Source organism: Roseomonas sp. 18066 (genome assembly GCF_902706185.1).
Classification (GTDB): Bacteria; Pseudomonadota; Alphaproteobacteria; order Acetobacterales; family Acetobacteraceae; genus Pseudoroseomonas.
On the sequence record NZ_CACSJM010000350.1, the window covers coordinates 1 to 533 of the forward strand.

General features: G+C 53.3%; 1 protein-coding gene. It reads right to left on the bottom strand.

Translation table 11 applies throughout. The features are described 5' to 3' along the window. Positions 1 to 157: 157 nt before the first annotated feature. Positions 158 to 533, bottom strand: a 376-nt coding sequence (locus GVN67_RS29180; RefSeq protein ID WP_160000785.1) for a PRD domain-containing protein, incomplete at its 5' end; no start/stop codon positions are given.

Here is a 533-nt window from a genome sequence, read left to right on the forward strand (position 1 = left end):
CTTTATATTCCATGCTGTTTTCCTTGACTTCAGCCGCCCGCGGGCGGCCCGTGACTGAGTGTTAAAATAAAAAAAACCCGAGAACGACGCCGGATGGCGTCGCGCTCAGGTTTTGCCTGCGTTATGCAGTAACAATCCAATTTTTGGTCGCTGGAGGCTAACGCCCCTCTTTTCTTACCCGTTCAATATGAATGGCAAAAAACATAATCTCTTCCGTCGTCAGCTGCCGCTGATAGCTTTTCTGCAGATGTCGAGCCACGGTTTCCGCACACTTCCACGCCCTGGGGTAGTTGTCCTTCACCGCGCTGTGCAGCGTCACGTCATCATCTTCCACCACCGTGCGGGTCAGCATCCGCTGGGCGAAAAACTTCAGGTGGGTGACAAAGCGCTGGTAGCTTAACGACTCTTCGTCATAGTTCAGCTGCAGCTGATACTTCACCAGCTGCAGAATTTCCTGCATCACCCGGGTGACGTGCATCACCTCCGGCATTTCGCTGTTGAGCTGGGCGGTGACCAGATGCAGAGCAATAAAC